The organism is uncultured Psychrobacillus sp., from assembly GCF_938022135.1.
Taxonomy (GTDB): Bacteria; Bacillota; Bacilli; order Bacillales_A; family Planococcaceae; genus Psychrobacillus.
The window spans coordinates 1-3,304 of record NZ_CALIED010000028.1 but is presented as its reverse complement, the minus strand read 5'-3'; the positions used below and the strand labels follow the sequence as shown (position 1 = coordinate 3,304).

The following is a 3,304-nucleotide window of genomic DNA, read 5'->3' as shown; positions in this document are numbered from 1 at the left end:
AGTTTTCAATGTTCATTGTGTCAGCCAAACTTGTTTACCTCTTGGCGACTTCTACTATATTACACTCGTTTTAAACTTACGTCAACACTTTTTAAAAACTTTTTTTATTTTTTTATATTAGTATAGAAATAGCTACTACTGACGCTACTCCTGGAACTCCTAATACTGCTACTACTGCGCCTGTAAAGAGATTGATCGGGACCGCGTATCCTGCCGTTCCAAGTAATAAATGAACTCCGAATAACAGTAAGATAGAAAACCCTAAACGAAATAACAAGATAGAAATACTCTCAAATAAATTAGAAGACGAACTCTTGAATACTAAAAACAGTAATAATACTAGCGAACACACAATAATGGTTAACTTCATGTAATTATCCCTCCATAAAATCAATATCCTTATTATATGAAGCTAGTACTATTAATATTCTATTTTATAATTACATTTCGAATCTTTGCCTCTTTATATAGATAGAAGTGTATACTCTCTGCCATTTTCCTTTTAGCAACTGCATCTAAATCATAGTCATTCAAGTAATCTTCAATTCGTTGAGCTTGTTGCCAATCTTCTTTGGTAGCTTTAATAAGCTCTACAAACCGTTCATCAAATTCTTTTTTCAGTTTCCCCTTTTTAAAAAACATCCAGCTCTACATCTCCTTATAGCTCCCTGCGTCCTTCTAATGCTTTAGAAAGAGTAACCTCATCTGCATACTCTAAATCTCCACCTACAGGCAAACCATGGGCAATCCTCGTAGTCTTAATGCCTGAAGGCTTTACTAGACGAGAAATATACATCGCGGTTGCTTCTCCTTCTATAGTAGGGTTTGTTGCTAAAATCAGTTCTTCTACTTGGTCATTCTGTAATCTTTTTAAAAGGGTCGGTACATTAATATCCTCTGGACCTATTCCATCCATCGGTGAGATAGCCCCATGCAGTACATGGTATAAACCATTGTAATCTCTCATTTTTTCCATTGCAATTACGTCTTTTGTATCTTGTACTACACAGATCATAGATCCATCACGCTGTTTATCCTGACAAATATGGCAAGGATCTATGTCCGTGATATGTCCACAAACCGAACAGTAGCTCAAGTTCCTTTTAGCGTCTACTAGAGCTTTAGCAAAGTCTAGTACTGTATCTTCTTTCATAGTTAACACAAAAAATGCCAGACGGGCCGCTGTTTTGGGCCCGATTCCTGGCAATTTCATAAAGCTTTCAATTAGCTTTGATATCGGTTCAGGATAATGCATGATTTGTCCTCCTAGAACATGCCAGGAAGGTTCAATCCTTTCGTGAATTGACCCATAGTGGCATTAGCTGTTTCTTCCGCTTTTTTCATTGCTTCGTTGGTTGCAATTACGATCAAGTCTTGTAGCATTTCCACATCGTCTGGATCTACAACAGTAGGGTCTAAAGCTACCTCTAGTACTTCTTTTTGTCCTGAAACAGTAACTTTCACCATTCCACCGCCGGCAACTGCTTCAAAACGTTGAGTTGCTAACTCCTCTTGAGCTTCAGCCATTTTCTTTTGCATCTTTTGCATTTGTTTCATCATACCTTGCATATTTCCCATTCCACGCATAATTATTTTCCTCCTTAGTCATCATGTACTTCTACAAAATCTTTGCCGAAAAGCCTCTCAGCTTCCACAATCAATGGATCCTCTGAAATCTCTTCCATTCCTTGTAGTAACTCCATCGCTTCTAATGGTTCTGAAGAAGACGCCGCCTCTGACTCTGTTGAATCTTTCTTTAATCCATTTTGCTGAATAAATTCTTCTCTAATCTTTAACCAACTTTCTTCAGGTACATACACTACCTCATACATCGTTCCAGTAAGATTCGCGATAAGCTGAGGGAAAGAAGTTGAGAATGTTTTATTCTCCATTGCCATTTGACAATGTATATCATACTTAAATTTTAACACAAATGCAGTAGAAGATGCTGCAACTGGCTCTGCATCATTTAATAACGCTGCATGTGACTTTTGTAGCTGTTGTAAGATAGTTGCCCAATGAGATTTAATGGCTTGGATATCTGATTTTGTCGCCATTTTTAAAATTTCTTGAATACGTCCACTAGACACTTTGACTCCTGAGGCTTTTTGTCTTGTTCTCTTGGGTTGTTCCTGCTGAGCCCCTTGACTGTTTCCTGTAGTATAAGTGCCTTGGCTTAATTGCTGCTGAAGTTGTTGTAATTGTCCTTCAAGCAACTGGACTTTATTCTCTAATTCAGTGGTATTAACGTTACCTACGTTTGCATCTTGAGGTACTTGTGCCAACCGTATAATGGCAGTTTCTAAATAGACCTTCGCATGATTAGAAAAACGCATTTCTTGTTGGGTGTTTGTAAGAATCGAGATACTCTTATAAAGGGTTTCTACCGGAAACTTAAAGGCAAGTTCTCTAAAATGCTCATCTCCCGTAGCAATTTCTAACAATTCCGCTTGATCGGGAGCTACCTGTAGTACTAATAAATCTCTATAGAACGTAATAAAATCCTCTGTTAATCTTACAGGATCTTTTCCGTCATCTACGAGCTTTTCAATGCTCCCTAATGCATGGGCAACATCTCTTTCACTCAATGCTTCTGCAAGCTGATAAAATACATCCTGACCTATTGAACCAGTTACAAGTAAAGCATCTTCTATAGTCATTGTTTCGCCACTAAAGGATACCACCTGATCTAACATACTGAGGGCGTCTCGCATCCCTCCTGCTGCAGCCTGGGCAATGATTTTCAAAACATTTACATCGTATTCAATTTGCGCATCTGTCAGCACTTCTATCATTCTAGAAACGATATCAGTCGAGGTAATACGTTTAAAATCGAAACGCTGACATCTAGAAATGATGGTTAATGGTATTTTATGTGGCTCTGTGGTTGCCAGTATAAAGACGGCATGTGCCGGTGGTTCTTCTAATGTTTTTAATAAAGCATTAAAGGCACTGGTAGAAAGCATATGCACTTCATCTATAATATAAACTTTGAAACGAGCATTGGAAGGAGCAAAACGCACCTTTTCAATAATATCTCTTATTTCCTCTACGCGAGAATTAGAAGCAGCATCGAACTCAATTACATCTGTGTTGGAACCCTCTGTAATGCTTTTACAAGTCTCACATTCATTACATGGTTCCTTTGCAGGGCCATTTTCACAGTTCAATGCCTTTGCAAATATCTTTGCGGCACTTGTTTTCCCTGTTCCTCTTGGTCCTGAAAATAGATATGCATGAGTAGTTTTATTATAAAGGAGGGCATTTTGAAGGGTTTGCTTGATATGAGTTTGACCGGACATTT

The 3,304-nt window shown here is 38.1% G+C and carries 5 protein-coding genes; all 5 read right to left on the bottom strand.

Annotation, left to right across the window (positions count from 1 at the left end):
• Nucleotides 1–112 precede the first annotated feature (112 nt).
• The 5 genes from Q0371_RS06885 to dnaX are packed head-to-tail and all read right to left on the bottom strand — an operon-like array spanning nucleotide 113 to nucleotide 3,302.
• Nucleotides 113–370 carry a pro-sigmaK processing inhibitor BofA family protein gene (locus Q0371_RS06885; RefSeq protein ID WP_169361345.1) on the bottom strand — a complete coding sequence of 86 codons (258 nt, stop codon included), beginning with the start codon at nucleotides 368–370 and terminating at the stop codon, nucleotides 113–115.
• A gap of 59 nt (nucleotides 371–429) precedes the next feature.
• On the bottom strand, nucleotides 430–642 hold the full coding sequence (locus tag Q0371_RS06880) for a YaaL family protein (RefSeq protein WP_169361346.1): 213 nt from the start codon (nucleotides 640–642) through the stop codon (nucleotides 430–432).
• Between the two features lie 16 nt (nucleotides 643–658).
• Nucleotides 659–1,255: a recombination mediator RecR gene (gene recR, locus Q0371_RS06875; RefSeq protein ID WP_169361347.1), complete on the bottom strand. Its 597-nt coding sequence runs from the start codon at nucleotides 1,253–1,255 to the stop codon at nucleotides 659–661.
• An 11-nt stretch (nucleotides 1,256–1,266) separates the two neighbouring features.
• Nucleotides 1,267–1,587, bottom strand: coding sequence for a YbaB/EbfC family nucleoid-associated protein (locus tag Q0371_RS06870; protein WP_169361348.1), 321 nt, complete (start codon nucleotides 1,585–1,587; stop codon nucleotides 1,267–1,269).
• 14 nt (nucleotides 1,588–1,601) lie between these two features.
• A complete protein-coding gene (gene dnaX / locus Q0371_RS06865) occupies nucleotides 1,602–3,302 on the bottom strand; it encodes a DNA polymerase III subunit gamma/tau (RefSeq protein ID WP_298469755.1) in 1,701 nt (566 codons plus the stop codon).
• Nucleotides 3,303–3,304 lie beyond the last annotated feature (2 nt).